The sequence below is a fragment of the Polaromonas sp. P4_F4 genome, from assembly GCF_056401355.1.
This window is the reverse complement of sequence record NZ_JBFUJO010000032.1, coordinates 1-22231: the sequence shown is the minus strand read 5'-3', so window position 1 is coordinate 22231 and position 22231 is coordinate 1. Positions and strand designations below refer to the sequence as shown.

The window sequence follows — 22231 nt, the reverse complement described above, 5'->3', positions numbered from 1 at the left end:
TGATTTAACCGGCGTTGAATGCCTTGATCAGGTAGCTCCGATCAAGGTATTTAGTGGGATCGATAAGATCTTTTTGAGGTGTTCCATACTTGCTGCGCAGCTTTAATACAGTCTGAACAGACACGGGGTCAATGCGCATGTCGGCTATCAAACCCTCCTGCTCATCCAGAAGCAGGTCCAGCGCACTTGAGGCGATAGCTGTATCAAGTCCGGCAACTTTCTCCACCAGTAGTTCAACGGCAGTATTTCGGTTTCCAGGCGTGTACAACCAATCCAGCGCGGCGCGATAGCTAACAATGAATTGCAAGAGCTGACTTTCGTGGGAGCCAGCCCATGCCCGTCGTGTAGCTCCGACGGTTCCCATGTAGTGACCAAGCTGCTCTCTCACGGTTGTGAGGGCTACGAAGCCACGGTCCATGGCAAGCATCTCGTAAGGCGTCCGAAGCAGCGTCGCATCGTACTGACCTGCCATCAGTCCCAAAAATCGCTGAGCAGTGCCGCCTGCTTTGACGTATTCAATGTCCCCGTCGCGCAACCCCTCCTTTTCCAGGATTTCGCGTAATGCAAATGCGAAACCGGTAGTCATCGCATCAACAGACACCTTTTTTCCCTTGAGTCGCTCCATGGAGGTAACCTCCCCCTTGGCGACCAGTGTAAGAAATCCACTATCTCCGCCCATGAAAGAAAAAATGTCTGGTGGCAGTTCAAGTGCTGCCTCGCCTTGCCCTTCTTGGTAGGCCACAAAATTGTCGAACCCCGCCAGCGCTATGTCGGCAGAACCCGTCATCAGCGCCTGAACGAGCGCGCCGGAATTCGGCGTAAAAGAAAGTTCGACCTGCAGGCCGTTGCTTTCGAAAAATCCAAATTTCTGTGCAACCCAAATTGGAACGTTGTATCCGCCATCAAACGCCAACACGTTCAGAACACTCGTAGCCATCTTTTTGCTTTCCCTAGGTTTTCTATCGCGGATAAGGCATGACAAGGAGAATGCATGCGACAAAATTTGTTCTGTTCGCAAGCGCCCGCTTCTCTCCCGCTGCAAGCCGGCAGGAATCGTATTTTTTTAGAACGACTTGATCGGCCTCAGTGGAAACCGTTACCTCACCTTCAAGAACCACATAGTGCTTTTCCACCGACGAGGCGTCAAGGGAAGTCCCACCGCCCGGGAGAAGGTATGACATACCCAACCAAACCGATTCCGAGAGCCCGGCCTCGTGGCCCTGCAACCTCAGACAATGCATTGCCTCGTGATGAGGAGGGAAGTAGGCAGGGGCCCCGGAAATCCTGGTGACGTTCATGGTTGAACGACCACCCGCTCACGAGCACCAGCGAGAACATTGCGATATCTTTCCAAATTTCTTTTCCGTCTCGTCAAATAGACGTTTGACGTCCGCTGCATGCGTTACATCCCCCTTGATGGCAAATGCACGGCCACCTTCGGCAATGATTTTTTCAACGGTTTCTGCAGCTTTGGTTTCGCTGTTGCCGTAGGCAATCCCAACGGCGACACCTTGGCTGGCCAACTTTTCGGCCACCGCCCTACCAATCCCGCCAGAGCCACCTGTAACAAGAGCAACGCGATCAATTCCCTTAGTCATATCAACACCTTAATTGAATCATGCAAACGTTTGCATAAATTTAATGATAATTCTTTCATTCGGTCCTGTCAACGACAGCTGGTAAGCTTGCATTCGTTTGCATAAATGGTTATCCGATGAATCTGAAAGAACTTGCTAAGTCCCTGGGAGTCCACGCGTCCACTGTGTCCCGGGTATTGAATCCGGCCACTCGGCACATGGTTGGAAAGGAGGTCGCTGCCAAAGTGTTGGCTGCAGCGGCCCGCCACAATTTCACGCCAAACAATGTTGCTTCGTCTCTTCGTACGCGCCGTTCCAATATTGTTGGCATCGTTCTGCCGGATATTTCGAACCCCGTTTTCCCCCCCATCCTTCTGGGCATCGAGACCGAGCTCCGAAAGCACGGCCTCGTGGCACTGCTGGCGAACGGTGGGGAAGATCCTACGCAACAACGCACGGTGGTTGATCAACTAATGGCGCGCCAAGTCGACGCCTTGATTTTGGCGACCGCAACGCGCAAAGATCGCCTGATCGACCATTGCCTTTCCAAGAATACTATCGTTGTCACCATCAACCGAGGCGAGGATCATGGGCGGGTATCGAGCGTCATGAACGACGAGCTGTTAGGCATGCGCTTGGCGTTTGATCATCTCGTGTCCCTTGGGCATACAGAAATCGTGCATATCGTCGGCCCGCAAAATCTCTCTACAGGCTATTTGCGTCGTACCGGGTTCATTCAAGCTGCAGTCGCCAACGGCTGGCAAAAGAGCAAGCTCAACATGGTCGATTGCACCGCCTACACACGTGAGGCCGGCAGAGTTGCGTGCCAAACCCTCCTCAAGACTTTTCCAAAAACCACTGCCGTGCTAGCCGGCAATGACCTTGTGGCTCTAGGCTGCTACGACGTCCTCCTGGAAAAGAAGATCAAATGCCCACGGGACATGTCAATCGTGGGATACAACGACATGCCCTTCGTGGACTTGGTCTCGCCGGCGCTGACGACAGTTCGTATTCGCCACCACGAAATGGGCATTCAAGCAGCTCAGCTGATTCTCCGGCGGATCCAGCAAGGTCAAGATGGCGAAGCGGAAATTAGGCTGAAGCCCGAGCTGGTAGTTCGGCAGTCCACAAGATCTCCACGAAAACAGCATTAACTGCAATGGATTGCGGGCGATTTTTCTCGCCTGTAGCCGGTATCGCTGCCCACGGAGCAGGCGCCAGCATCTCGTTTATAAAGAAACCAATTGACGTCTTGAGGGACGGTAGTTGATATCCAATCAGGTTAATTAATCTATTGGTGAATTTCCATGCAACCTGATCTCCTAAGCGCCAAGCTGGCCGCGCTGGCCCATCCGACTAGACGAGCGATGCTGCAACGTCTCACCCAAGGGGACGTAACAGTACAAGAGCTCTCGCAGCCCTTCGCGATAAGCGCCCCTGGAATAACAAAGCATCTGAAAATTCTTGAGAAATCAGGATTAATCAGCCGCAGCCGAGCACCACAGACCCGCCCGTGCCATCTCGTGTATGAGGCTATGAGCGAAGTAGGTGCTTGGGTAGATCAACTGGTTGCGGTAGGGTCGGGGGGGGGGGTAACCCCCGACCCTACCGCAACCGACTCTGATTGATGCAGACTCGACGTTTTTTACCAGTGGTGAAATATTTAGAATTCTTTGCCTGGACGCAGAAAAACGGATCTTGCTCCTGCTTGTGTTGCGTGCCACCCAAAAACTGACCCAGGTGCCGGGCTCTCGTTGACCCATGCATTGTTTATGCAAATCGTTGCCTACAGTGGGATTGCGAGGTAATGTCCTGGGTCAGTGCGAAGTCGGAACCTGGGTCAAAAGCGCGTCGGCGCCAACAGCCAGACTCCACTATTGCGACAGAATCTCAAATCTTTCGCAAGTACCGCACGATCATGTCAGCGGAGTGATCGAGGCGCTGCTTTGTGCGCTTTGGCGACATCAGCTTCTCTTTGAAGATCGCTTCGAATGTGTAGTGATTGTTGACATAGTGGGCCGTCAATGAAGTAATGGAGATGTATAAATCGATAATGTCGATATCCTCGCGGAAGGCGCCCGTCTCACAGCCTCGCGAAAGCAGATCACGAATCGTCTCCATCAGAGGGTTATACATCTCGGATACGTCTGCCAGCGCCTCGGCGTGACGCCCGCCTATAAGGTTTTCACTCATTAGGAGGCGCTGAAATTCAGGGTACTGAATCCAGATCCGCCCTGTGAACACGACCAATCGACGCATGCCGGCTTCCGGTTCGACTGTGCGCAGTTGTAGATCTTGCTGCTTGGCGCGAATGTTCTGGTAGGTGTACTTTAGAACGGCAACAAAAAGACCGTCCTTGCTGCCGAAGTGATGATAAAGGACATTCTTGTTGATGCCAGCTTTAAGCGCAATCTCATCTACTCGCGCACCATCGAATCCTTTATTTGAGAACTCGTGCAACGCAGCATCAATGATCGTTTGCTGCATGCGTAGCGAACTCTTGCGTTGAGTCGTGGCTCGCGGTTGGTCACTGATCAATGATGGCAAATCGGCAGGTGCCATCTTGTCTTCCACCTTCCGAATCGCCAATCGATTGGTTTTCATTCAAGACCATTTTAAGGAACTATCCAGTCAAAAACGTAGCACTTTACTCAGTCTCATTATATCGACTTTGGCAGCCCAATGATGACCCGGTGCCACGCCCGTTGGCCGGTAATTAACTATATAGTCAAGACATTTGCAACTTTGACTCCGCCGAGTACGGCGGCTTTGATTTTGGCATTCTCGGACTCCTCTTCCATAACGGTAAGGTGTCCGTGAAAAAGGGGCAACTTCAGCCCTAGATCAGGGTTAGATCCTGCGATGCCGGCACAAAGAGTTCGGCTGGGTCCACTCGTCGCGCAGATAGGCCTTGGGCGTGGTGGTAACGAGTAAAGACCTCCAGTACGTGGCGGTTGGGTTCGAAGCCGTAGCTCCAGTAGTCGGCGCCCAGTTCCTTCTTGGCTTGTTCATAAGCAGCAACGCCCCACGGCAGGCTATGGAAGAGATGGCCGATCTGCCCCATTTCGTGCAAGGCCAGCTCCTTTGCGCGGACGAAGGCCTTGAATACGTTTACCGGAAGCCATGGGTGCAACTCGGCCAACTCTTTGCGGATGCCGATCACATGCATTGTGGGAAAGATGCCAGTCCGTTTGAAATAGTCGGCTTCGGTCTGAGGGTAGTCGGGGAACATTCGATCAACATTCGGTTCCCCGCGCAGGAAGCACGAGGGCGCTCGGGCACTGATCACGGCGTCGAGCTCGCCTGAAGCCAGCATGCCACTCAACGTCTTGCCGTCGGCGATCTGCTGCAGGTCGATGTCGGCTGGCAAGGCCAACGGCGCGCGTTCCTGGCGTCCGGGCTCTTCCACGCCTCCGCGGCACCAGTGCACGCTGGCCGGATTCAGGCCGTAGTCGTCCTGGAGAATACCGCGGATCCACACGTTGGCGGTAATTTGGTACTCCGGCAGGCCGACCTTTCTGCGTGCCAGGTCAGCTGGTGAGCTGATGCCCCGGTCGGTGCGAATGTAAATGCCTGAATGACGAAACATGCGGGACACAAAGGCGGGAATCGCCACGTATGCGTTGGTCCCGCGCGAGGTCATCATGGTGTGGCTGCTGAGGGACATCTCGCAGATGTCGAATTCCCGGAAGCGGAACGCGCGGTGGAACGATTCCTCTGGCTCAAGCTGTGAAGACAGCAGGTCCACACCCTCGACTTGCACGCGCCCGTCGAAGAGGGCCGCAGTGCGGTCGTAGTTACAGCAGCTCAAGCTCAAAACAAGTTTCTTCATCGTGGTGTTCTCAATATGCGTGATAAGTAATGGTTTCGCGGCGTGGGGTAGGAGTTTCCCGGTGACATCACTCAGCCTTAATTCCCGCTGCAGCTGCCGCATTTTTATACTTCTGGAGATCGCTCTTTAGCAGGCCGGTCAGACCGGGTGCATTCAGCATGAATACGTCCAAACCGGCCTTTGAGAAGCGCGCCTTTGTATCGGGCGCGTTGAGGACGGCTGTCACGTCAGCCTCGATCTTGGCGAGAACTCCCTTCGGCGTCTTCGCAGGCGCCATGAGTCCGTAGTAGTTCTCGACCGCGAAGTCTCGCAACGCAGGCATTCCGGATTCGCCAACAGTGGGAATATCCGGAGCGGATTCAGATCGCGACTTGGAAGTAACGGCCAGTGCGACAAGCTGGCCTTGCTTGATGAAGGGCAGTACAGCCGGCATCGTGGCTACGACAGTGTCGACCTGACCGGCTACCGCGTCAAACACCGCCGGCCCGCACCCGCGGTGTGGAACGTGGATTGCCGTCAGCTTGAGAGCGTTCTTGATGAGCTCCATCGCGAAGTGGTGGGCGGTGGCGACGCCACAGGTCAGATAGTTCATCTGGCCATTCTGCTGGCCCATCTGCTCCGCCAGGCCCTTGAGACTGGTGATCTTGGCCTTGGGATTGACGGCTATGACGATGGCTGACGAACTGAGCATGCCGATCGGCTCGAAGTCGCTCGTAATGTCGAAACGGGCTTTCGAATAAAGCACCCCGTTGATCGCGTGCGTATTGCTCACGAGCAAAAGCGTGTGTCCGTCCGGCGCTGCGCGATACACCGTTTCCGCGCCAATGTTACCTCCCGCACCGAGCACATTCTCGACGACGACACCGTGACCTTTCCATCGTTCCGCGAGCCTTTCGGCGACGATCCGCGCCGACACGTCCGCTGCACCTCCAGCGCTGAACGGCACGATGATGCGTACCGTTTTTGTCGGGAATTGCACCTGTCCGTGCGACCATTGCGAAGCTACGGCGATTCCGAGAAAAGTGAGAGCTACGCGCAGCCTCTTGAGGTTTGACATACGTTGATTCCTTTCAGTTGAGAGATTTATTTCGACCAGCCGGTAAACCCGTCGACGTTGAAGCCCAGATAAGAATCCCTGGGAGCGTCTCCTCGTGGATCTCCGGGCGATGCACTACATCGCCAAGAGTTTGAGCAGAATGCCGACAAATGCGAGGCCGCTGATGACGGCGCTCACGGCGATGATGCGCAGCGGCACTACCAAGCCGCTGATAACCGACGCTGCCGCGCTCTGCAAAGCAGCGGCATCCGCGGCCGGTACGTGTACACCCGCCGGTGTTAGCGTCGAGCGCGTCTCGGTCGGGCGCTTCGGGGCCGCGATTGCGGCCAAGTCAGCGTTTGCCGAGAAATGTCGATTGAAGCGTGCAAAGAACTCGATTGCCAACTTCTTCGCCACACTGTCGATAAGGCGTGAGCCTACCTGCGCCAGCCGGCCGCCCACCTGAGCGTTAGCAGCGTAGCGCAACAGCGTCGTCTCGCCGTCTGGTGCAAGTGACACTGTCGCCGTGCCCTTGCCGAAGCCTGCAATACCGCCGGAGCCTTCGAACACCAAGTCGTACCTACTGGGTGCCACGGCGTTTCTGATCGCCAACGAACCGGCAAAGCGCGCCTTGACTGGCCCCACCGCAGACAGCATGACGATCTTAAACTCGGCCTCATCGACTTTTTCGATCGACTCGCAGCCCGGAATACAGCTTTTGAGCACGACGGGATCGTTGAGGGCATGCCAAACATCCGATTGCGCCGCATCGATTCTCTGTTCACCAATCATTTCCATAGCAGCCTTTCAAGCGTTTTAGATGATCCGCGCGGCGGACTAACAGACCGCCGCGCTCGTTGAATTCGGTCATGGCTTGAAGGAAAAGCCGGGGCGATGCACTGCTCGGGTGCCCGCACCATCTAGCGCTTTCAATCAGCTCCACGCGTGCAGTTGCCAGCTCCGTTGATCGCGGGGAACTCCCCATGACAATCGTTGTGCGGCTGAAGGGGCGCTCAATACAAATGCGTCGCATACCAGACCTAATGGTCAGGCGCTCCATGCGTCCTAGCTTGATGCAGCAGGGACTCATGCTGGGACAGCCAAATCGTCGGGCGGGGGAGCGATCACTGCTGACAATCGATCAATCATCTGCACGAGTTGGACGGGGTCGACGGGTATCTGAGCGATGCGTACCTTGAAGTCAACTAGTGCGTCGTCGATGGCGGAAGCGATCGCCGAAGTGACAGGTATCGTCCCAGCCTCCCCGACACCTTTGACGCCCAGTGGATTGCTTGGTGAAGGGCTCTGCATAAACATGACTTCCAAATGTGGCACTTCAGTCGCCGTGGTCATCAGGTAGTCAGCAAAGGTGGTGCTTATCGGCTGAGCCTGGTCGTCGTAGCGCATGTATTCAAACAATGCATTGCCGATGCCGTGAACTATCCCCCCGTGAACCTGCCCTTCGGCAATCATTGGGTTGATTAGCGTCCCGCTGTCGTGCATTGCAACGTACCGCAGGAGTTTTACTTCGCCGGTGGCGGTGTCCACCTCGACCTCACATGCATGGAAAGCGTGGGCATACGTCATGTCCGTCGGTTCCCAATAAACCGTCGATTCGAGGCCTGCGCCCACGCCGGGAGGCAGGTCATAGCCAGGAATGCCGCGTAAAAGACGTGCAATGTCCGAAAATCCTAAACGCCTATCCGGATCGGCGGTCACATAGACTTCTCCGTCCTTCATCTGCACCTCAGACTCATCGACCTTGAGCATGTAGGCGCCAACGTTGCGGATCTTCCTCGCGACCTCAACTGCCGCGAGGTGCAGTGATGAACCCGCAGTGACTGTTTGGCGGCTGGCAAAACCACCCACACCCATGGAAACGTGCGCCGTGTCGCCGGAGATGACCAGCACGTCCTCGACTGGAACACAGAGTACTTGGGCTACGATCTGGCCCATTGCGGTGTTGAGTCCCTGTCCCATAGCCATGGCACCAGTTGAGACCGTGATGCGGCCGTTCGATGAGACCCTGACACACCCTGATTCGAATGGCCCCCGTCCTGTCCCTTTGACTGCATGCGCGAATCCGAGGCCGATGAAGCGGCTATCGGTGCGCGCGGCACGACGACGCTCCTCGAAGCCGGCGTAGTCGATCACCTGCAGCACCTTGCGTTGAGCCGCCACATAGTCACCGCTATCAAGAATGATCGGTCGACCCGAACGCGCCTTGAGAGGTTTCGTATAGGGCATGTCCTCTGCCTTCACCAGGTTGCGCTCGCGTACTACAGCCCGGTCGATCGACAGTTCTGCGGCGATTCGGTCGAGAAGACGCTCCATGACGAAGGTGCCCTGCGGGTATCCAGCCCCACGCACTGGGATAACGTACACCTTGTTCGTTTGTGCAACGACGACGTCCATTTGGTAGGCCGGAATCGCATAAGGGCCGGTTACCGCGGTGGAAGCGTTATAGGCACAATTGACCCCCTGAGGGGTGTAGGCGCCCTGGTCGTGGACCATGCGTCCACGCACGCCCAAAACCTCGCCCGCGTCGTTCACGGCGACTTCCACATCCCAGAACTGATCGCGCTCTTGGATGGCCGCAAGAAAATGCTCCACCCGGTCTTCGATCCATTTCACCGGCTGCCGATAATGGTATGCCACGGCTGCGACGGCAATTTCTTCCGGATAAATGACGAACTTCGCGCCAAAACCGCCGCCGACATCGGGGGCCATGACTCGAACTAGCAAGTCCTGAAGCCCCAGCGCCTTCGCCACCGTGAATTGCAGTTCGTGCGGCATCTGGGTTGATGCCCAAATCATCAAAGCGTTGTGCTGCGGCTCGAAGTGCGCGACCAAGCCGCGTCCTTCCATCGGATGGGCACCGCCCCGGTGCTGACTGATGTTCTCGGTGAAGACGTGGGGGGCGTCGCGAAACACCTTTGCGCAGTCGCCGTAGGCGACCCGGAACTCGTTGAGTACGTTGCTCGGTACCTCCATCCGAACCTTGGGAGCGTCAGGCAGCAGTGCGGCCCGACAGTCCGAAACGGCTGGAAGCGGCTCATATTCCACAGCCACGGCGGCGGCGCCGTCCTCCGCGATGTAGCGCGAACTTGCAAGCACCATAGCGACCGCCTCACCGACGAAACACACTTCATTCGGCGTCAGGACGTAGGGTGTGACTTCTGTCGGAAGGTCCTTGGTCGGCCATCCGACTGGCATGCGCAGACTTTCCAGGTATTGCGACATTTCTTCGGGGTTGATTACCGCGAGTACACCGGGGAGACTCAACGCTGCGGAGGCGTCGATGCCTTTAATTAAGGCGTGCGGGTGGGGACTACGCACGAAAGCGACGTGCAGGGTGCCGGGCAGATCAATGTCGGCGACATACCGGCCCTCGCCCTTGAGAAGTCGACCGTCCTCTTCGCGCAGGACGTGTCGTCCGATGTGGAGATTGTCATGATTCGACAAGGTTGCTCCTTCGCTTTTCCAGGGTAGCCATTGCCGCCTTGACGATGTTCTGATAGCCAGTGCAGCGGCAGATGTGGCCAGACAGCGCAACCCGTACCTCCGCTTCGCTAGCGTCCGGGTTATCCCGCAGCAGTTCCATCAACGTCATCAGGATGCCGGGCGTGCAGAAGCCGCATTGAAGGCCATGGAGTTCGCGAAAAGCATGTTGGAGATCGTTCAGTTCCCCCGAATGCGCCAAGGATTCAACCGTGTCAATCGCGTATCGCTGAGCCTGCGCGGCGAGCATCAGACAACTGCGTGCCGACGCCCCATTGACGTGTACGGTGCAGGCACCGCACACGCCATGCTCGCAGCCCAGATGCGTTCCGGTCAGTCCCAGCTCGTTTCGCAGGCAGTCCGCCAGTGTGGTACGCGGCTCGATCATTGCCGTCTGCAGTACGCCATTGACCCGAATTGATATCTCGGTGATGTCACCAACGTCGAGCTTGGTCATGCTTCCGCCTTCCAGGTAGATGCTCGCGCCCGGTCAAGTGCGACGCTGAGCGCGCGCTCAAGCAGTTTGGCCGCCATCCGCTGCCGGTACCAAGCAGGATATGCGGGGTCGCTCATCGCTTCGCACTTTGAAGCTTCGGCACATGCGTTCTTCACAGTGATGGCGTCCGGGAAGCGGCCTTGCAGTATGTCCTCGGCCGCCTTAAGCCGGATCGGAACAGGACCAACCCCACCCAGAGTCAATGAGGCACGGCGAACAACTTCGTCGCTCGAGAGCTCCACCAGAACGGCCGCCGAAACGATCGCAAAGTCACCATGACGACGTCCATACTCCACAAACCCATGGCCACAATGGGCTGGCCAGGGGGTGAAACGGATTGAGGTAACCATCTCATCCGACTCAAGGCACGAGGACATTAAGTCGACAGCGAATCCATTCATCGGAACCACACGTTGGCCGCCTACCCGTTGAATGGTTAGTTGCGCGTCCATGGCCATAGCAATGGTCGGCTGCTCTGCCGACGGGTCAAGGTGGCACAGGCTGCCGCCGATCGTGCCCCGGTTCCGCGTCTGCCGGTGACCTACATGAAGGATGGCTTCGCGCAGCAGGGGCAGTTTTTCGGCGACGATGGGCGAGAACTCGATCTCGCGTTGGCGCGTCATTGCGCCGATAACGACGTCGTCTTGCTCGACGCGGATGCCAGACAGCTCAGGGATGCCGTTGAGATCGATCACGTTCTCGGGGAGTACGACGCGCAAGTTGAGCATGGGCATTAGTGACTGCCCACCGGCAATCACCCGGGCGTTGGTGCATTCTTGGATCAGGTCAAGAGCCTCCGGCAGAGTACCGGGCAGATGCAGTGTGAATGGGGCGGGCTTCATTGCTATCGATCAAGGGAAGTTTCTGGGAACGCACACGCGCGTATGCCGATGTCGCTCTCACGCAGTCCTCTCGACTTGCGGTTCACGTCGACGCCTGCCTTGATACGGCGATCGTTATGGATGTGGGAACGTCCGCTCGTCAGGGTCTCGAAGACGAACGACAGCAAATCCATCCATCTCTCAATGCGTGTGTCGAACATTACGGCTGTGCGGCTGTTCAGGCTAAAGATCAAAGTTCTCATTCGGTGCAACCAATCGCAAAGGAGTGTCCGGGTCATTCGCATTGAGCACATGAAGTGCCCGAAGTGCGTATGTGCGTTTCGTATCGATGGCTAGTTTAGCGCTATGTTGACCGAATAGTCAAGAATAAACATTTACCACGCTAAGCGTAATGGCAGCTTATGCGGGGTCAGGAAAGTCAGAATCTGCGGCGCGAATTTTGGTGTTACTTCGTTGAGCAGGTGGCTGCTTTGATGACGTGAGTGGATCGGGAGCTGCCCGGGGTGCCTGGGGATAAACAGCACCATAGTGAGCGCYGCGGGACGTCATGGGAGTAGAGATGGGCTGCCTAACATGAGCGAATCTTAGGATATACGCGACATATCAGAGCACCGGRATCYGCATCGCTACGTCCCATTTTTGGAACGAGCTGGAGCGGGTGGAACTCGCTACCATGCCCGATGTTGGTGCARAACCTGAGTTGCTCAGTTCACGTTCAGATCGGCGCCGGCCTTTGGATTGGTCCGCTAATGGCTGCGCATTGGCAGGAGATAATTGGGTGGCAAGCTCCGCCTCGGGCTCACGAACGGGTCGGCCGCGGGCAGCATGGAAGCCGGCTTGAGTCGAGTCAACTGCGAGTCCGCCCCCGATGCAGTGGAGTGCAACTTCCAAGAGCTCTACTGCATTGGGGAGACTCTCGGAGGAGCTCAATTTTTAGGCCTGCCTATGATCCTTCGAGATGCGCCGCGCGGCGAGCGTAAAGCTGCGCATCGGCGTAGCCCATCATTTCCGGCTGCGCGCGCCCCAGCATCACCTGGAAATAGACGGGTTCAAGGCTGCTGTTCACGTAGCCGTGAATGACACCAGGCGGGCATGATATGCATTCCCAAGGACCCAGTCGCACCTCTTCGCGATTGCCCGCTTCGTCTTCAATGAAGACGTTGAGGAAGCCCTTAAGGACGAAGAAGACTTCCTCGACCTCATGCGTGTGCGCCGCATTCCCTTCGCCAGGTTGTACGTACATGATACTCAGGGTGAAGCCGCGCGGGGGGATGACCGTCATGTCGCCGCTTTTACCTGAACCGCCCGCACCAATGAAGCGATGTTGAGCGCGCCGGAAACCATCAAGCTTCGCGTCTTCGAACGCAGCCCAGTCCGCCTTGCGGTCGCGAAACCTAGCTACATATCTGTCAACGATTTGCCCAAGCGGAACATCTTGCAGTTCGGTTGGACGTGGGTGTCTTGCAGTGGTCATAGAGTAAGTCAGTCGAAGTTGAGAGAAGCCCAATTTTGCCAGTTATTTGACTATATAGTCAAGCAATGATGCCGCCTCGTATAAGAAGATGACTCTCCGCCTGTAACAGCTCATGCACGTGAACTCGCTCGGACAAGAGTGGGTGCCGCGGAGACGATTGAGCGCCAGCCGCGCGATAGCGGCCGGCCTCTGACTGCAACGGCGCTCGACGGATACAAGCATGAGGTCTGAGAACTCATGCTTGGACGACCGGCGGGATTGACTCAATCGACTCACACGCCGTCGTAAAAAAGTAACCTCGTCTTGTGTCATCTCACGCACGAAGATGGACGCTTCCTCGCGAGAATTTGTGAAAGCGACGGCTGGGAGACCAGTTACCACCCCAACTACGACGGCGAGCAGCGATGCGAGAAAGCGGGTGGGGGCAGCTCGAGAGTCCGCGGAACATTCCATGAGCAGCGGGGGCATCGCGAGCGACAAAAATTCTTGGACGTGATTCGCCGTCGCCGCTTGACTTGGCTCCGGCCCTCCCACCCCGGAGGGGAGAGCGATCTTGCCACCCGGCGTCGCATTTAGCCTCGATCAGAGTATTCGCATACCAGTGAATTTGAGCTGCGAAAGCTCCTCCATCGCGTAGCGCACCCCTTCGCGACCGGAGCCGGAGCTCTTGCTGCCGCCAAACGGATATGAGTCCAGCCGGAAGCGACTCGCTTCGTTGATCCAAAGTGAGCCGACGTCGAATCCGTCGGAGAACAGGAAGGCTGCGCTAAGGTTGTTGGTGAATACCGCACCTTGCAGTCCAAACTCGGAATCGTTCGCCAAGCCGAGGGCGTCGTGCGCGTCGCGTGCGCGCTTCACCACGACAATGGGGCCGAACGCCTCTTCGCACCACACCGAAGCGGTAAGCGGAGCATCCACAATGATTCCGGGACTTACGGTGCAGCCGTACTGCCTCGGCTTCAGTGCAAACGTCGCTCCGTGCGCAACGGCATCGCGCGCCATTTTCATAACTCGGTCCGCCTGCGCAATTGAGACCATCGGCCCGACGTCGGTGGCCGGATCGGAGGCCGAGCCGACCTTAAGTGCGCGCGCCGCGGAAACCAGCAGATCTACAAACTGGTCATACACAGTAGTCTCCACAATAATGCGCTGCGCCGACACGCATTGTTGGCCGGACGCCTCGAACGCTGCGGCCGCGATCCGTTTCGCTGCATCTTGCAGATTGGCATCTGCCAGCACCACATTGGCAGCGTTCGAACCTAGCTCGCTCATGAATTTCTTGGCACCTGCTGCACGGGCCAGGGCATCACCGGCCCGGTTGCCGCCAGTGAAGCTGACGGCACGCACGGCTCCCTGGGTGACGAGGTCGATCGCCGCATCTTTGTCGCCGGTGACGATGCTGAACAGGCCATCGGGAAGCCCTCCAGCGGTGAATGCCTGCGCAATGCGCAACGCAGTACGTGTAGCAGCGGGGTGAGGTTTCGCGATGATTGCGTTGCCCATCGCGAGCGCTGGGGCGACTTTCTGGCATAGAAGGTTGGCCGGAGCGTTGAAGGGGGTGATGGCGGCTACTACCCCCAACGGCACCCTACGAGTGAAACCGAAACGCCCGGCGCCTGCGGGAATTGCGTCCAGCGGCAGTACATCGCCACCAATCTGCAACACCTCCCGGGCACAACTGCGAATGAAGTCTACGGACCGCTGTACCTCTCCCGCAGCAATGCGGCGTGGCTTTCCCACATCCTCAACGATTATGGCGGTCACCTCGTCCGCCGCGGAGCTCAGCGCTTCCGCTGCTCCAGACAGCCACCCCGAGCGCTCAGCGGCGGTAGCACGTCGATGCTTCTCGAATGCAGTGGAGGCGGCCTGCACGATCTGCATCAACGCTGTGCCGGGTGTCTCAGAGAGGTGGCCGTTAACTGCTAGCGTGTTGGGGGAAATTAGCGGCTGCAGAGCACCGGACTCTAGAGTGAGCCCGGCACTGTATGCGGAGACGATTTGCACGTTGAGAGAAGTTGGGTTCACGAAAATTCCTGGTTGAGTTGATGAATAAAGATAGATTGAGGTGATGACTGCTGCAGTCGACTCCAAGGGCGACGCGACATCCAGAGCCGCGAGTGATGGCGAGGTAAGAGCGCAGAACCAATCTGACACTCCGCTGCCGTACACAAGACGCCACGTCTCCGGAGATGTTTTCGAAACCAAATTGTGCTCAGGCTGGATTGCCTTGCTGCCTGCAAGGCAGGACTATCGCGATGCGGTCTTCTGCGAACTCGGACCGATTCGACGAATACCAGGCATGGCCGCATGGCGCTAGCGGCGTAGTCCATGTCTAAGCGGAGGTTTTCCATAGAAAAATATTGACCAACAAGACAATATTATTAACCTTATGACGACTGCTTGTCCAAGTAAAATCGTCTAATACCAAAAGAAAATTGACTATCAAGACAATTATGGAGTAAGCTTTGCAACTAAATTGTCAACAAGGATTGGCTCATGAAGACGGTGTTGTTGGTGGGATTTGGGGCTATGGGGCGCTTCGTTTACGAAAGCCTGCAGGGACACCCTTTCGTGGGGCGATGGGTAGTTCTTGTACGCACTTCCGATCTGGATTCCGTGCAGCCCTTCCTTCGCTCAGGCGATCATGTGGTTTCGTCTTTGCAGGAGGTGCGAGACAATCCGGATCTCGCGGTCGAATGCGCAGGCCATGAAGCGGTGCAGAACATCGTGCCGGAGCTGTTGCACGCTGGCGTTAGCACTGTCGTGGCGTCGGTAGGAGCGGTAGCGCACGCGCAAATCGCTGAGAAGCTGGAGTCTGCGTATGTGCACGGTCGCAGTCAGCTCATTCTCGTTCCTGGTGCACTCGCGGGGATTGACGCTCTCGCCGCTGCCAAGTTGTTCGGTCTGGACTCAGTCACGTACTCTGGCCGAAAACCTGCTCACAGTTGGAAGGGTACGCACGCAGAAAGCGTCTGCGATCTCGACTCAATGTCTACCCCCGTCACCATCTTCCGTGGGACAGCGCGTGAGGCTGCGAGCACGTTTCCGCAAAATGCGAACGTCGCTGCGATGGTCGGGCTCGCTGGTCTGGGCCTGGATCGAACAACGGTCGAACTGATCGCGGATCCACATGCCACGGGCAACACCCACACGATAGCCGCGCACGGGAAATTTGGCTCGATGGAAACACGTGTGGCGGCCAATGCCTTCCCCGCCAATGTGAAGACCTCGGCTCTAGCGGGGATGTCGGTTGTCCGCACCATACAAAATCGGTTGAACAGCATTGTGATTTGAAGGCTACATAGGCATGCAATCCGAACCTCGAATACCGGAATCCCTCTTGCAGCTCATGGCTGAAGTGGGGCCTGACTGGGGCGCCAGCGTTCAGTCCAATGTGAAGCTGATGCTGGACCATTTTTCGGTTCTTCTCAGCGCTGCGCCAAAAGAAGGTGTCGTCACAAAAAACATCCGGTACGGCGGCGATCCTCGCAACGTGATGGATGTGTACCAGCCGCCTTCGACCGAACGACAAGGGTGGCCCTTGCTCCTGTTTGTGCATGGTGGGGCCTTCGTCGACGGCGAGAAAGATAGAACTAGTGAGATTTACAGCAACGTGCTTTGGTATTTTGCGCGCCACGGGGTGCTGGGAATCAATGTCGAATTCCGGCTCGCACCTCAGCACGCCTTCCCGGCAGGGACGGAGGATGTCGCCGCAGCCGTCGCGTGGGCTAGGCAGCACGCCGCATCGCTCGGAGGCGATCCTTCGCGCATCTTCCTGATGGGGCATTCTGCGGGGGGTGCGCACGCCGCGCACTACGCGTATGACCAGCGCTACCAGCCGCGGAATGGTCATGGTCTTGCTGGCTTGGTGATCGTCTCAGGTCGGGTGCGGGCGGAGGACACGGCAGAAAACCCTAATGCCGCCCGCGTGCGTGCGTACTACGGTTCTGACGACGCAATGGCCGCCGGCTCAGCGGTCAACCACGTCGCTCGGCACTCGCCGCCGACAATGATTGCGGTCGCTCAATATGAAAATCCGCTGATCGATGTGCACTGCGTCGAGCTGCTATTTCGCCTGAGTCAGGCGAAGAGGCGCTCGCCACGCTTCGTTTGGCTTCCACGCCACAACCACACCTCCATAGTTGCGCACTTCAACACCGCCGACGATGTGCTAGGCAGTCAAATTCTCGAGTTCATCGCAAATCCGGAATGAGCCATCGAAGGAGGTGGCGCCGCGGGGGTCTATCGCGGTACGGATGAATGTCCGAGAAAAGGTGAACTAGTGGGTGGCGATCAGATCGCCAGGGTGTAAAACTGCTGTGCAGCGGACATGGTTGAGCCATTCGGGCAGTCCGCCTGCCCCTTGAGAATCATGTGCATGGTCTCAATGCCAGCGATGATGATTCGAGGGTTGCGGTAGGGACGGAGGGTTACCCCCCGCCCCCCGCACAGATCCTTACGTGCAGAATTACCGCATAAGATGTGGTCGACCACATCTTATGCGCAATGTGGCGTCGGCCCATATGTGGGTATTGCCTTCTGCTTCGCATAACAGCATCGGCATCCCGGACTCCTGATTTCGCGGCTCCATGGCTGGCCCGCCGGTTTCCCCTGTCAACGCTTCGCTCCACACCTCGCGATGCGTAACGCATGACTCGGGGCCTGATCGATTCGCCATTTCTTACCAGTTTCAAACTTTCATTGACTATCTCTTGCCAGCTTTGCTGGCGCACTATGCGTCCGGCAAACCCATCTTGAATCGATCCAGGTGATCAGGCATCGTGTCCACGAAGGAGATCGTGGACACGATGGAAAGAGACTCGACACAGGAGCGCCCGCGGCGACGATTTTATAGCGCTGAGCTCAAGGCACAGGTGTTGGGGCAATGCCGCCAGGCTGGCGCGTCGGTTGCCGGCGTGGCCCTGAGCCACAACATCAATCCGAACATCGTGCATCGCTGGATACGAGAAGAACACCAGCGCACCCTGGTCGCGCAAGCCGAGCTTGCCACCGGCGCATTCATGCCGCTGCAACTGCAAGCGGCACCCGTCGCCAATGACGTGGCGAAACCAGGTCTCACACAGGTCAGGGCTGATACCGATTTTGCGGACATTCGCATAGAAGTTTGCCGTGGCACAGGCACTGTCACCGTGAACTGGCCGCTCGAAGCTGCGGCATCATGCGCCGCCTGGCTGCGCGACTGGCTGAGATGATCCGCATCGAAGCGGCCTGGCTGGCCGTCTCTCCCCTGGACATGCGTGCTGGAACTGACACCGCCCTGGCCCGGGTCGTCGCCGTCTTCGGCGCTGCTCCCCCTCATCACGCCTCCCCGTTCGCCAACAAGCGCGCCAACCGTCTGAAGGTGACCGTTTGCTTACAGCACTCGGTTCAACTGGCTCCGAGTTTTTTTGCCCATGCGGGTAACGCCGGCGCGTCTCCACCGAACGCTTTGGCGGCATAGTCTGAGTTCTTGGTGTGTGGCTAGTCGGCCGGGGCGCTCGATGCGAGCGAGCCAGCATAGGTCAACGCGCGCTGCCGCGTTGAGCGGCCTGTGCTGTGTTGGGCACGAGGGGCGAGCTATTGAGCGAATAAGGCCGCCTAACCAGCGTCTCATTAAGGTTCTGGTTAACACGGCCCCCAAAGGGACGCGTAGCGAGCAGCAGAGAGAGCTAAAGTCGCTCTTTGAGGAATCTTAAGAGTGTGGGGGCAAGATAGGCTGCATGGCTGTTCGGATCGGACAGCGGGTCGGACATCCAAAAATGAGGGGCACCTGGTATTGGCAGCGTTCTTACAAAACAGCCCGCCTGCTTAAGTGCCGTCACAAATCGCCTGGATTGCGCGCAGTCCACAACATCATCTTCCTTGCCCCAGCTGATAAGGAAAGAGGTGGACCGGGCATGTTTGGTCGCATAGGTAAATGGCGAAGCTTGGTAATAGCGAATCTTGTCTACTAGTGGGCTGATGCCTAGCAATGCCTCAGTGATCTGGTCTTCCGGGCGAGCTAGCTGATCGTGCTCCCATTGCGCAAGCATGTCATAGACACCGTATACACCAATCATTACGCGAACTGGCACCACAGGACGCCCTAATGACTTTGGATGAGCTTCTGAGAGAGTAGCAAGCGCCGCGAGATGGGCACCGGCCGAATCTCCTACGAGACCTATCCGCTGCGGATCAATTCCAAGAGAAGCCGCGCTATCTACGAGAAAGTCTAGCGCGCTGAGAACGTCCTCAAGGCCCGTTGGATACAGATTCTGCGTCTTATCGACAAGTCGATAGTTTATGGCGAGTAGCGCAATGCCGTTTTCTGCCAGGTATGGCCCCCAGTGCTGGTAGAAGTCGGCAGTCCCGAGCTTCCACGCACCACCATGCACAGCGACAAGAACAGGGAGGCCGGCATCGCTCCTACTGTGCGGGGTATAGAACTCGCCGGTTAAAGGCGCTTTGTCGCGCCCGTGAAAGATGATACGGCGCCGCTCTACAGGGTTCAGACTCATAAAACGATCCAATGCATAGTCTTCTTGAGGGGCTCCTTAGCCTCGCCCTCCTTGGTTGCCGAAGCTTTGAGCGGGCTTGGAACGGAATCGGCTCTACTCCGGTTTGATGTTGCGTGCGTCAAGCACATGCTGCCAGCCCTTGCGGTCATCATTGATGTACTTTGTAAGCTGTTCAGGTGTGCCCGGCCGAGGGTAAACGCCCAGATCCTGTGACTTGGCAACTACTTCAGGAAGGTTCAGGACTTCGCCGAGATCTTTGTTGAACTTGGCAAGTATTGCTGGGGCAACGCCTTTTCTTGCTATGACTGCAAACCAGCCGTTTGCCACCGCACCGGGGATGGTGCTGCTAGCGAGCGGGACTCRCTCGAGTCCTGGATAGACACGCTCACCCGTTGAAGCGAGAACGCGCAGCTTCCCACCCAACACATTGCCTGCTACGACGTTATAGGTGTCGATCACCATCTTGGTTTGCCCGCCGAGTGTGGCCTGCATAGACTGAGCACCACCAGGATAGTGCACCTCCAAGAACTGCACGCCTGCCAGCAGGCCGAGTTGTGCGGCGACCAGATGTGGCAAAGTGCCTCGACCTGTATCGGCTACTTCGATGCTCTCGGGCTTGGCCTTGGCCGCCGAGATGAAATCTGCCAGCGTCTTGTAGGGCGAGTCGATGGGCACCGTGAGGACAAACGGTGCAACAGCAGCGAGAGTCACCGGGACGAAATCACGGTTGAAATCGTAGTTCACGCCTTTTATGGTGCTTGGTGCTACCGAGATAGCGGAACCTTGTACGAATCCGAATGTGTTGCCGTCAGCGGCGCTAGTAAGAATGGCGTTCATGCCGATCACGCCGCTCCCACCGGGCCGGTTGTCGATGATGACTGCCTGGCCCCACCTTTCGGTGAGCTTGACTCCTACTAAGCGAGCCAACACGTCAGGTGCTGATCCGGCGGGCACGGGTAAAACCATCCGGACTGGCTGTGTCGGCCATTGCGATGTAGAAGATTGTGCGTTGGCTATCGGTGCAGCAATCACTGTCATGATTGCGATAGTGAGAATCCAACGCTTTGCGAATGATGAGTTCATAGCTATCTTAGTGAGTTAGTGAGATTGGAGCGGAGTGGGTAAGGGGCGACGAGTCACTCCTCTCGCATTCCCTCAGCCTGGATGTAAAGGGTGATGTCGTTACCGACGATGGATGCAGGAAAGCGGGCGCCCAAGCCCCAATCAGGTCGATTGAGAAGAGTACGGGCCTCTATTCCGCATACCTCGCGCTTCAGTCGGAAATGAATGGTGCAACGCATTGAGGTCACGGCCAGCGTTACCGGCCTGGTCTGACCTACCATGGTTAGATGGCCATCAATGGACGCGAGCTTGTCACCGTCCCAGCGCACTGCTGTCGACTTGAAGCTGGCGGCTGGAAACTTCTCAACATTGAAGAAGTCTTCTCCGAGCATGACCTTATCAAGACGTGGTGCTCCGGACATCGACGACGCTGGATCGATGACCACTTCGACGCTGCCCGTCTTGTCGACCGGATTCAGCACTACCTTCCCACTCGATCGTGTGAATTTCCCCTGAAAGGTGGTTAATCCAAAATGGTTGACTGACCAGTGCGGATACGTGTGCTCCGGATCCAGTGTGTAAGACTGGGCCGAAGCAACGATCGAAACTAGTCCGGTGATGACTAGTAATAGCCATTTTTTTGATTGCATGATTGTCTCCTTATAAGAATAGCTGTTGGCAATAGAACTACTGGGGCGAGAAATGGGTTAGCGCGTGGCAGGGTCAAGCACAAAGAGGAATTTGATCTCCACCGCATCGGCCAGGGCTTTGGTATCTGCCCATTCACCATCCCCAATGCGGTAATCAAGTCGGCGAATGGTTGTTGCGCCTTCGAGGAGACCGCGGCGGCCATCATGCTTGAGTGCCATTGGCACTGAGACTTCTCGGCTTACACCTTTGATGGTGAGCGTCCCGAGCACTTCATACCGTCCAGAAGTTCCTACAGGTTTGACCTGTTTTGATACGAAGCTTGCTGTCGGGTAGGTTCGTGCATCGAAGAACGGCTTCCCCATCGCCTCATCATTCATCGTCTGCTCATCAAAGTCGAGACTGCGCACGTCAATATCGAATCGTGCACGGCTTGTCTGGGGGGAACTTTCATCCCAGAAGACCTGTGTGGTGAAGCGACGAAACTGACCCTCTAGAGGAACATTCATCTGCCGCGTGACAAAAGCGATTCGACTTTTCCCATAGTCAACAGTGCGCGCCACCGGTGCTGCTAAGGCTCCCAGCGGTATCGCAAGCGAGAGAATCAGTGCAAGCGTGGTTCGGGTCATATTCTGTTTACTTGGGGGAGGTTCTAAGAAACGGCATCATGCGAGTTAGTACGCCGTCACGATCAATGATCTGATGTTTCAACGCCGCTGTTAGGTGCACCAGAACTAGCGCACCCAGCGAGTAGTTCAACGTCTTATGGATAAACTTCAGCTTCGCGGCAAGACTCACGTCCTTGCCTAGAAGATCAGGTATCTGCAGAGCCGAGACGCCAAAGTAAACGGTAGGAACGCCTGCGCTCGATGAGTACAGCCAGCCAGTCAAAGGGACCGCTACCATGAGCAAGTAGAGCAGGGCGTGCATTACTTTCGCTGTACGCTGCTGCCACGCTGGGATAGCTGCAGTGGGGAACGCTGGTGCAGGACGCAGCAATCGCCAGAGGAGACGCGCCAGGCATAACAGGAAGACCGTGACACCAGTCCATTTATGCAGAGAAATGAGGGACAACTTGGTCGGACTCAGATGCATCTGCACGAAATACAGTCCCAAGCAAAGATTGGYAACGATTAGTACTGCCATGCCCCAGTGAAGGGCAATCGAAACAGCACCATAGTGAGCGCTGCGGGACGTCATGGGAGTAGAGATGGGCTGCCTAACATGAGCGAATCTTAGGATATACGCGACATATCAGAGCACCGG

Annotated in this window: 23 protein-coding genes and 1 pseudogene; 6 read left to right on the top strand and 18 right to left on the bottom strand. The window is 56.8% G+C overall.

Annotated elements, in window-relative coordinates; genetic code table 11:
* Positions 1-4 precede the first annotated feature (4 nt).
* The 3 genes from AC1DUR_RS23290 to AC1DUR_RS23280 are packed head-to-tail and all read right to left on the bottom strand — an operon-like array spanning position 5 to position 1598.
* Complete coding sequence (locus tag AC1DUR_RS23290) at positions 5-1018, bottom strand: ABC transporter substrate-binding protein (RefSeq protein WP_477722228.1); 1014 nt, start codon at positions 1016-1018, stop codon at positions 5-7.
* Entirely contained in the window at positions 960-1298 is a 339-nt protein-coding gene (locus tag AC1DUR_RS23285; RefSeq protein ID WP_477722227.1) for a cupin domain-containing protein, read from the bottom strand. The genes AC1DUR_RS23290 and AC1DUR_RS23285 overlap by 59 nt, the downstream gene beginning before the upstream one ends.
* Before the next feature lie 18 nt (positions 1299-1316).
* The gene (locus tag AC1DUR_RS23280; RefSeq protein WP_477722226.1) at positions 1317-1598 is read right to left on the bottom strand and encodes an SDR family NAD(P)-dependent oxidoreductase; all 282 of its coding nucleotides are present in this window, start codon (positions 1596-1598) and stop codon (positions 1317-1319) included.
* A 116-nt stretch (positions 1599-1714) separates the two neighbouring features.
* Between AC1DUR_RS23280 and AC1DUR_RS23275 the strand changes: the two genes are divergently transcribed.
* Positions 1715-2731, top strand: a complete 1017-nt coding sequence (locus tag AC1DUR_RS23275; RefSeq protein ID WP_477722225.1) for a LacI family DNA-binding transcriptional regulator — start codon at positions 1715-1717, stop codon at positions 2729-2731.
* A gap of 153 nt (positions 2732-2884) precedes the next feature.
* Positions 2885-3205 (top strand): ArsR/SmtB family transcription factor, encoded by a 321-nt coding sequence (locus AC1DUR_RS23270; protein ID WP_477722224.1) that lies wholly within the window; start codon positions 2885-2887, stop codon positions 3203-3205.
* 262 nt (positions 3206-3467) lie between these two features.
* Here AC1DUR_RS23270 and AC1DUR_RS23265 read toward each other — a convergent pair whose 3' ends face one another.
* From AC1DUR_RS23265 to AC1DUR_RS23225, 9 genes are all read right to left on the bottom strand, one after another.
* Positions 3468-4181 (bottom strand): TetR/AcrR family transcriptional regulator, encoded by a 714-nt coding sequence (locus AC1DUR_RS23265; RefSeq protein ID WP_477722223.1) that lies wholly within the window; start codon positions 4179-4181, stop codon positions 3468-3470.
* Positions 4182-4416: 235 nt separating this feature from the next.
* Positions 4417-5409 carry a type 2 periplasmic-binding domain-containing protein gene (locus tag AC1DUR_RS23260; RefSeq protein ID WP_477722245.1) on the bottom strand — a complete coding sequence of 331 codons (993 nt, stop codon included), beginning with the start codon at positions 5407-5409 and terminating at the stop codon, positions 4417-4419.
* Positions 5410-5476: 67 nt separating this feature from the next.
* Positions 5477-6466 (bottom strand): Bug family tripartite tricarboxylate transporter substrate binding protein, encoded by a 990-nt coding sequence (locus AC1DUR_RS23255; RefSeq protein WP_477722222.1) that lies wholly within the window; start codon positions 6464-6466, stop codon positions 5477-5479.
* 114 nt (positions 6467-6580) lie between these two features.
* On the bottom strand, positions 6581-7243 hold the full coding sequence (locus AC1DUR_RS23250; RefSeq protein ID WP_477722221.1) for a CoxG family protein: 663 nt from the start codon (positions 7241-7243) through the stop codon (positions 6581-6583).
* Between the two features lie 288 nt (positions 7244-7531).
* The gene (locus AC1DUR_RS23245) at positions 7532-9910 is read right to left on the bottom strand and encodes a xanthine dehydrogenase family protein molybdopterin-binding subunit (RefSeq protein ID WP_477722220.1); all 2379 of its coding nucleotides are present in this window, start codon (positions 9908-9910) and stop codon (positions 7532-7534) included.
* Positions 9897-10403: a (2Fe-2S)-binding protein gene (locus AC1DUR_RS23240; protein ID WP_477722219.1), complete on the bottom strand. Its 507-nt coding sequence runs from the start codon at positions 10401-10403 to the stop codon at positions 9897-9899. Before AC1DUR_RS23240 ends, AC1DUR_RS23245 begins: the two co-directional genes overlap by 14 nt.
* Positions 10400-11284 carry an FAD binding domain-containing protein gene (locus tag AC1DUR_RS23235; RefSeq protein ID WP_477722218.1) on the bottom strand — a complete coding sequence of 295 codons (885 nt, stop codon included), beginning with the start codon at positions 11282-11284 and terminating at the stop codon, positions 10400-10402. The genes AC1DUR_RS23240 and AC1DUR_RS23235 overlap by 4 nt, the downstream gene beginning before the upstream one ends.
* A 943-nt stretch (positions 11285-12227) precedes the next feature.
* Complete coding sequence (locus tag AC1DUR_RS23230; protein ID WP_477722217.1) at positions 12228-12758, bottom strand: cupin domain-containing protein; 531 nt, start codon at positions 12756-12758, stop codon at positions 12228-12230.
* 582 nt (positions 12759-13340) lie between these two features.
* On the bottom strand, positions 13341-14783 hold the full coding sequence (locus AC1DUR_RS23225) for an aldehyde dehydrogenase family protein (protein ID WP_477722216.1): 1443 nt from the start codon (positions 14781-14783) through the stop codon (positions 13341-13343).
* A 471-nt stretch (positions 14784-15254) separates the two neighbouring features.
* Between AC1DUR_RS23225 and AC1DUR_RS23220 the strand changes: the two genes are divergently transcribed.
* Both AC1DUR_RS23220 and AC1DUR_RS23215 read left to right on the top strand, forming a co-directional pair.
* Positions 15255-16052: an aspartate dehydrogenase gene (locus tag AC1DUR_RS23220; RefSeq protein WP_477722215.1), complete on the top strand. Its 798-nt coding sequence runs from the start codon at positions 15255-15257 to the stop codon at positions 16050-16052.
* A 13-nt stretch (positions 16053-16065) separates the two neighbouring features.
* Positions 16066-16971 carry an alpha/beta hydrolase gene (locus AC1DUR_RS23215; protein ID WP_477722214.1) on the top strand — a complete coding sequence of 302 codons (906 nt, stop codon included), beginning with the start codon at positions 16066-16068 and terminating at the stop codon, positions 16969-16971.
* An 80-nt stretch (positions 16972-17051) separates the two neighbouring features.
* Here AC1DUR_RS23215 and AC1DUR_RS23210 read toward each other — a convergent pair.
* Positions 17052-17165 (bottom strand): annotated as a pseudogene (locus AC1DUR_RS23210) (IS6 family transposase); the annotation flags it as partial.
* Between the two features lie 374 nt (positions 17166-17539).
* Here AC1DUR_RS23210 and tnpA point away from each other — a divergent pair.
* The gene (tnpA, locus tag AC1DUR_RS23205; RefSeq protein WP_477722213.1) at positions 17540-17971 is read left to right on the top strand and encodes an IS66-like element accessory protein TnpA; all 432 of its coding nucleotides are present in this window, start codon (positions 17540-17542) and stop codon (positions 17969-17971) included.
* Complete coding sequence (gene tnpB / locus AC1DUR_RS23200; protein ID WP_477722212.1) at positions 17968-18219, top strand: IS66 family insertion sequence element accessory protein TnpB; 252 nt, start codon at positions 17968-17970, stop codon at positions 18217-18219. The genes tnpA and tnpB overlap by 4 nt, the downstream gene beginning before the upstream one ends.
* Positions 18220-18427: 208 nt before the next feature.
* Here tnpB and AC1DUR_RS23195 read toward each other — a convergent pair whose 3' ends face one another.
* From AC1DUR_RS23195 to AC1DUR_RS23175, 5 genes are all read right to left on the bottom strand, one after another.
* Positions 18428-19255, bottom strand: a complete 828-nt coding sequence (locus AC1DUR_RS23195; RefSeq protein ID WP_477722211.1) for an alpha/beta hydrolase — start codon at positions 19253-19255, stop codon at positions 18428-18430.
* 93 nt (positions 19256-19348) lie between these two features.
* Positions 19349-20338, bottom strand: a complete 990-nt coding sequence (locus tag AC1DUR_RS23190) for a Bug family tripartite tricarboxylate transporter substrate binding protein (RefSeq protein ID WP_477722210.1) — start codon at positions 20336-20338, stop codon at positions 19349-19351.
* A 53-nt stretch (positions 20339-20391) separates the two neighbouring features.
* Positions 20392-20967: a YceI family protein gene (locus tag AC1DUR_RS23185; RefSeq protein ID WP_477722209.1), complete on the bottom strand. Its 576-nt coding sequence runs from the start codon at positions 20965-20967 to the stop codon at positions 20392-20394.
* A 57-nt stretch (positions 20968-21024) separates the two neighbouring features.
* Positions 21025-21594, bottom strand: a complete 570-nt coding sequence (locus tag AC1DUR_RS23180) for a YceI family protein (protein ID WP_477722208.1) — start codon at positions 21592-21594, stop codon at positions 21025-21027.
* A 7-nt stretch (positions 21595-21601) separates the two neighbouring features.
* A complete protein-coding gene (locus tag AC1DUR_RS23175) occupies positions 21602-22165 on the bottom strand; it encodes a cytochrome b (protein ID WP_477722207.1) in 564 nt (187 codons plus the stop codon).
* Between the last annotated feature and the right edge of the window lie 66 nt (positions 22166-22231).

Coding starts and splice junctions, on each gene's coding strand:
- AC1DUR_RS23215 (WP_477722214.1), top strand. CDS start 16,066: ATGCAATCCGAACCTCGAATACCGGAATCCCTCTTGCAGCTCATGGCT.
- AC1DUR_RS23260 (WP_477722245.1), bottom strand. CDS start 5,409: ATGAAGAAACTTGTTTTGAGCTTGAGCTGCTGTAACTACGACCGCACT.
- AC1DUR_RS23255 (WP_477722222.1), bottom strand. CDS start 6,466: ATGTCAAACCTCAAGAGGCTGCGCGTAGCTCTCACTTTTCTCGGAATC.
- AC1DUR_RS23280 (WP_477722226.1), bottom strand. CDS start 1,598: ATGACTAAGGGAATTGATCGCGTTGCTCTTGTTACAGGTGGCTCTGGC.
- AC1DUR_RS23235 (WP_477722218.1), bottom strand. CDS start 11,284: ATGAAGCCCGCCCCATTCACACTGCATCTGCCCGGTACTCTGCCGGAG.
- tnpB (WP_477722212.1), top strand. CDS start 17,968: ATGATCCGCATCGAAGCGGCCTGGCTGGCCGTCTCTCCCCTGGACATG.
- AC1DUR_RS23275 (WP_477722225.1), top strand. CDS start 1,715: ATGAATCTGAAAGAACTTGCTAAGTCCCTGGGAGTCCACGCGTCCACT.
- AC1DUR_RS23285 (WP_477722227.1), bottom strand. CDS start 1,298: ATGAACGTCACCAGGATTTCCGGGGCCCCTGCCTACTTCCCTCCTCAT.
- AC1DUR_RS23180 (WP_477722208.1), bottom strand. CDS start 21,594: ATGACCCGAACCACGCTTGCACTGATTCTCTCGCTTGCGATACCGCTG.
- AC1DUR_RS23240 (WP_477722219.1), bottom strand. CDS start 10,403: ATGACCAAGCTCGACGTTGGTGACATCACCGAGATATCAATTCGGGTC.
- AC1DUR_RS23195 (WP_477722211.1), bottom strand. CDS start 19,255: ATGAGTCTGAACCCTGTAGAGCGGCGCCGTATCATCTTTCACGGGCGC.
- AC1DUR_RS23230 (WP_477722217.1), bottom strand. CDS start 12,758: ATGACCACTGCAAGACACCCACGTCCAACCGAACTGCAAGATGTTCCG.
- AC1DUR_RS23250 (WP_477722221.1), bottom strand. CDS start 7,243: ATGGAAATGATTGGTGAACAGAGAATCGATGCGGCGCAATCGGATGTT.
- AC1DUR_RS23220 (WP_477722215.1), top strand. CDS start 15,255: ATGAAGACGGTGTTGTTGGTGGGATTTGGGGCTATGGGGCGCTTCGTT.
- AC1DUR_RS23265 (WP_477722223.1), bottom strand. CDS start 4,181: ATGAAAACCAATCGATTGGCGATTCGGAAGGTGGAAGACAAGATGGCA.
- AC1DUR_RS23270 (WP_477722224.1), top strand. CDS start 2,885: ATGCAACCTGATCTCCTAAGCGCCAAGCTGGCCGCGCTGGCCCATCCG.
- AC1DUR_RS23185 (WP_477722209.1), bottom strand. CDS start 20,967: ATGCAATCAAAAAAATGGCTATTACTAGTCATCACCGGACTAGTTTCG.